Consider the following 5,678-nt stretch of genomic DNA (forward strand, 5'->3'; position numbering starts at 1 on the left):
TCGTCGGCCCCAGCATCAAGGTGAACGCCGGCGGCAGCCCCGGCAGCGGCACCGGGCAGGGCGCCCAGGCGCCGCTGCGGCCCGGACATGCCGAGCCGGAGGTGCATGAAGCGATCGCTCCCATCGCGCTGCCTCCGCTGCTCGACTATCGCCTCACGGAGGCGGCGCTGATGCCACTGTGCGGCAAGCTCAGCGAGACCCAGTGCAGCCGGGAGGATTGCCCATGCCTGGCTGGCTAGCGCGCCTGCCCGAGCGGACCTGTCTCGGCGGCGAGGCCGAGGCCTGGCTGTCGCCCGAACGGCCCCTGGTGATGGTGCTCGACCAGCGCCGTGCCTCCGAGGCGAGCCGCGCGCTGCTGGGCCATGAGGGCATCCATGAACACATGCCGCTGTTCGCCGCCACGCCGCTGGCTCCGCTGCAGGAGGCCGGCCCCTGGGCGCTGCGGCTCGAGGCCGGTAGCGACGCCTGGCGCTCCGGCGAGGTGCTATGTCGGGAACGCCGCCTGGGCTGGTGCTGTCAGCCGTTACCGACGACACCCTTTGCCGAGCTGCTCGCCCATCTGCAGGGCTTGTTCGTCTGGGACGATCCGCATGGGGGACAGTCGCTGGTCAACCTGCAGGATCCGGCGGCCCTGACCGCCCTGCTGGCCAGCGCCGAGCCTTCGACGCTGGCGCATGTGCTGGCGCCGCTCGGCGAACTCGCCAGCCCCACGCCCTTGGGCCACTGGCAGGTCTGGCAGCGCCCCGAGGCGAACGATGTGCTCGACGCCTCGCGGCGGCTGACGCTCGACATGGAGGCGGCGCTGAAGGCGGCCCCCCAGGCCTGGTTCCTGGCCGAGCGGCTGGGGGTTCGGCTCGACGAGATCGATGCCGACTGGCTGGAAGGACTGGCCGTGCTCAACCGCCACGGCATCACCCGGGCCCGCCATCTGGAGAGCCTGCTGCCCTACGTGCAGCGGACGGCATGGCGCGAGAGCGAGGAGAGCCGCGAGATCCTCGGCTCGGGCCAGCCGGCCTGGCGCAAGGTCAAGGCTCTTCGCGAACGGATGGAGACCCTTCAGGCACAGGATAGGAACACGCTCGAATGGACTATGTGATCAAGGATGGCGATACCCTGAGTGAGCTGGCCGAGGCCTGGGGCGTGAGGGTCGAGGAATTGCTCAGCTTGAACCCGGAAATCAGCGACCCGAACCGGATTCTGCGCGATGGAACCCTGACGCTGCCCGATACGGGGGCAAGGCGAAAGACTGGGGACTGGCTGGCGAAGGAATCTTCCGGTGCATCCGCGCCGCTAGAATTCACGGTGCTGCAGTTGCCATTTTTCAATCCGCCGCCTGCGGCAGGCGGAGAAATACAGGAAGCCGCACCGCATCCCTGCGAAGACGATGCTTGGGCCGATATTATCTATCTGACCGGCACTGGTACCTTCTGGCTACTGACCGAAAGCGTCGCCGAGTCGCTGCATGAGGCGGCGGACGAGCTGGCGGGCTGGGTCGATGTGGACGATCCGGAAGCACGGCAGGTTCACTTGAACGACGACGCCGGCCTGATGGAGTGCTTTCTGCCGGCGCGCCCGGAAAACTTTCTCAACGAGAGCGAGCGGCAACAGTGCCGAAATATGTTGGGCCGCCTGGCCGAACTCACTGGAGAGACCGAGGGCGATGCCGCCCGCCGCGTGGCCGGGCACGAACGGCTGATCGAGGATCCCGGATTCTGGTTGACCTCTCCTCTGATCATATCGCTCTCTTACTTCCATGAGCGGGCGCAACACCCCGAGGAGACGCGGCTGGTCGAGGAGCTGAACGCCCTCTATCGCAAGGGAAGCGAGCGGGCACAGGCGCAAGGCTACGTCATCGATGGGAGTCGCTACTACGGGCCCTGGGAGGACGATATCGCCGAGGCGCTGGAAACCTATCGCCTCTGTCGAGAGAGGGTCGTGGGCGACGCTATCTCCGTGACTCAACCTGGCGAACTGCTCCCCCTTCAGGAAGCCCTCAAGGAATATCAGGCCTTCCTCGCCGATTGCGAAAGCATGTCTCCCAAGGACTCGTCCCGCTGCACGGCGCTCGTCGACTACTTCTCCGAGCGCGTCGAGCTGATGAACGAGGATCTCAAGGCCTATCGGGACAGTATCGTGACGCTCGCGACGCTAGGCATTGCCACTCCCGAGTGGGCGCTGGCGGACCCGGCGCTCAAGACCTCGCGCGCGGGCCTCGACTCCGGTATCGATGCCTTCAATCACTACCACCGCCTGCTCAAGGAGGCGGTGGAGATCCACGACGACGTCGAGGCCAGGCTGGAGGAGTGGACGACCGCCACCGCTGGTAATGCCTCCCTGCCGATGCACCTCTTCGCTCAGGAGCGGCGCCGCTTCGAGCATCTGACCTCACAGCTTGATGCGCTTTACGCCACGGCCAACCAGGCGGTGGCGGCCATGCAGCCGCAGCGTGTGCTGTTCTGGCAGGCCGATCTCGAGGATCAGCGCCATGCGCTGGGGTACGAGAAGCAGAGCATCGATGTGCTGGTACGCAAGGATTTCCCCCTGCGCGAGTTCAGCTCGCCCCAGGGGGCGCGTGCGCTGAGCCACCTCAGTCTGCATCAGCTCCAGCGAGACATGAGCGAAGACGAGCGACAGCAATTGAATCGCCAACTGGAGGCGGACGGGGCACTGCCGGCCACGTTGTGGGAGGCCCCGGAAACCGCCTTGTCGCAATGGCTGGAGGGTCAGGGTTGCGAGAAGATCGAGCGGCGGGCTGAGTGGTTCGATGAGGGGCTTGGTTTCTTCCGGCCGGAGGCGTTCTTCCGGTATCTCGACGATCAGGCGTATGAGGTGGCCTCGCTGCAGGACGAAGGCGCTAGGTCGCAATGGGGCGAGGCCCTGCAACGGATGCTGTTCACCGGCCCGGCTCGCGAGACCCTGCGCCTGTTCGACGCCAGTGCCCAGGCGCAGATGCTGCGCCTAGTCGGGATGCCACACGGGGAGCTGAATCAGGCACTGTCTCACGAGTTCGACGAATCACTGACGCTGTTCGAGCGCGACGCCAGCCTGGAGCTGTTCGACGTCGAGGTGGAAAGCAGTAGCGGCGGTCAGTTGGGTACAGAGAAAAAGCGACGGGAAACTCTGGAAAGGCAGAATGGCGGCTGGCAGGCCGGTCAGGATCATGGCGCCGAGGTGAAGACCGGTTTCCAATGGGAGGTCAAGGGCACCTGGAGCCTTGCCCGCGGGGAAATCAGCCTGGGTACCCTGCATCTTCCGGGGGAGGATGAGGCCGTTCCCTTCGACGCGGTCTTGGCCAACCGCGATGGAGAAAGGCGCAGCATGGGATGCTACTCCATCCGCATGGAATTGGTGGCCAAGGGCTTCGCCGGCGCCAGCGTGGCCCTGGGCGCCGAGACCGGCCTGGCGTTCAACGAGAACGGCCTGCAGTTGACCGGCGTCGATTGGGCCCAGCGCGAAGCCGAAGGCGCGACCCTCAAGGCCTTCGCCGGCGCGACGCTCGGGTTGCAGACCCAGTGTGAGCTGCGCTGGCAGCCGCCCGAGGACATCACCCGTCAGCTGCCCCAGCTCGCGGATCAGGATTGGCTTAGCCTCAAGACACAGCAACGTGACCTGGACCAGTGGCGTAGCCTCGGCCAGGCCCTGCTGGGTGGGGAGGTCGGCGTGGGTATCGGTGCCGAGCTGGGGTTCCGGCTGGGGCTTCGCAATGGCCGGTTCGTGGCCTACGCCAAGGCCAAGGTGTTCGCCGGCGTCACGGTGGGCGGGAAGATTGCCGTCGAGCTGGACCTCGAGCAGCTGGATCTGTGGCTGATGATGATCGGCCAGGCCCTGCGCGACAACGACTATGGCTTCATCGACTGGGTCGATGAGGACGCCTTCGATAGCATCAGTCAGTTGACTTATCTGGCCACCACCACGCTGCTGGACGTGGGGCTGCTGGCGGCACGAGGGCGGGACGGCATTCGGCGACTCTACAACCAGCTGACCCAGAGCGATCGCGCTGGGGTTATTGCTAACGCCATCGTCAACGATCCGCGCCAAGCGGAGACGCAGTCCTGGGTTCAGCACTTGCCCCCAGAAGCCTTGGGGCCGCTGCTGAACGTGCTAGCCACCCGGCCGAGCCTGTGGAGCTATATGAAGGGAGACGAGTACGACGATGCCATCGATCTGCAGCAGATCGCCATCGCCAGGTGCCTCGAGTGGATCGAGCAGGGCCAGGAAGATGGGCTTTATCGTCGCAGCGCCGCCCAGCGGTTGTTCGAGCAGGCTGTGGCCCGAATGTCGGCCGATGGCGAATATGCCGGTGCCGAGGACAGCGAAAATGAACGCCATAATAAGGCAGCTCGCGGACAGGCCTATTGCGAGAACCGTTATCGCCTGAATCAGTTTATGTCGCAATCTTTAACCAATGATGGCCAAGCTGCAGCGGCACGCAAAATATACCGTGGTATCGCTGACGATCTTGGCCGCAATATCGATACCCACTGCCAACGGGTGACGACACCAGGCGGCACACATGTAACCTACCGGGAGTCGTAAGGATGCGCCTTACCCATATTTTACTCGCCAGTATTCTGATGATCCTGCCTGGCATCGCTACCGCCCTTGAGCCCGAGGTTCAGGCCGCTAAAGACGAAGGCATGCGTCTCTGGGGCCAGCACGAGTGGATCAGGATGCAGCCCTATCTGAAACAAGCTGCCGAGGCCGGCGATGTGGAAGCCATGTACTACCTGGGTGAAGCGACTCGCCTGCTAGGCAGAGGTCTAACCGAGGAGGCCATGGGTTGGTATCTCCAGGCCGCCGAACAGGGCGATCCCTATGCCATGCTGCGCCTTTTCCAGGGTGGTGCCTGCGTCGCCGGCGACGAATGCCCGGAGGACCCCGAGGGCTGGCGCGAGCAGGCGCTTGCCGAGACCCTACCCAAGGCCGAGGCAGGCGATACCGACGCCATGTTGGCGCTCTACCATATCTATCGCCTGATGGACGACAGCGGAGAGGGTGTCGAATGGCTGGAAAAAGCGGCGGAAGCGGGCAACCCCGAAGCCCAGACGCGTCTGGGTATGAACATTCGTGGCGGTCAGGGCTGGTACTTCCTGGAATCCCGGCGCCTGGAGGCTGCCGAGGAATGGTTTCGTAAAGCCGCGGAGCAGGGCTATGTGCCGGCGATGACTAGTTTGTCTGACGTATTAGAAAAATTAGATAAGCATGACCAGGCTTGGAGATGGAAGGTTAGAGCTTCTGATAATGGTCATGTAGATGACCGTTTGACTCTGGGTTGGTGTTACATCAATCCTGAAGAGTTAAACAAAGAAACAAGTGTTGATGTTTGCAGTAATAAGAGAGATGTAATGAAAGGCTGGGCCATATTGACGGCTCTTAAAAGAGGAATAGGGCTTCGGGCTGCCGAAAGAGTCCTTGAGTGGAATGAGGACGAGCTTAATGACCGTCAGAAAAACGAAGCTGAAGCCATGGTCGATGAATGGCTAAACAAGCAGCCGCCTCTATCCAACTTTCCCCCGCGCTTTGGTTACTAGGATGCAGCGATCATGGTGCATGGCCTTGTTGACTCTGGCATGGCTGGTTTTTCCTCTGCTGGCCTCGGCTCTTGAGCCCGAGGTTCAGGCCGCCAAAGGTGAGGGCATGCGTCTCTACAATATCCAGCATTCGGCGGCGGCCTTGCC

Annotated in this window: 3 protein-coding genes and 1 pseudogene; all 4 read left to right on the forward strand. The window is 63.4% G+C overall.

The annotated features are described in order from the left end of the window. Nucleotides 1-239: pseudogene (locus CVH10_RS16700) on the forward strand (type VI secretion system tip protein VgrG); the annotation flags it as partial. Further along, nucleotides 224-1,096 carry a DUF4123 domain-containing protein gene (locus CVH10_RS16705; protein WP_106489308.1) on the forward strand — a complete coding sequence of 291 codons (873 nt, stop codon included), beginning with the start codon at nt 224-226 and terminating at the stop codon, nt 1,094-1,096. The pseudogene CVH10_RS16700 and the gene CVH10_RS16705, both read left to right, overlap by 16 nt. Beyond that, on the forward strand, nt 1,084-4,536 hold the full coding sequence (locus CVH10_RS16710; protein WP_106489309.1) for a LysM domain-containing protein: 3,453 nt from the start codon (nt 1,084-1,086) through the stop codon (nt 4,534-4,536). Before CVH10_RS16705 ends, CVH10_RS16710 begins: the two co-directional genes overlap by 13 nt. Before the next feature lie 2 nt (nt 4,537-4,538). Further along, nucleotides 4,539-5,531: a tetratricopeptide repeat protein gene (locus CVH10_RS16715; protein WP_106489310.1), complete on the forward strand. Its 993-nt coding sequence runs from the start codon at nt 4,539-4,541 to the stop codon at nt 5,529-5,531. Nucleotides 5,532-5,678: the final 147 nt, after the last annotated feature.

Origin of the sequence: Halomonas sp. ND22Bw (genome assembly GCF_003011945.1) — a bacterium.
Lineage (GTDB): Bacteria > Pseudomonadota > Gammaproteobacteria > Pseudomonadales > Halomonadaceae > Halomonas > Halomonas halophila.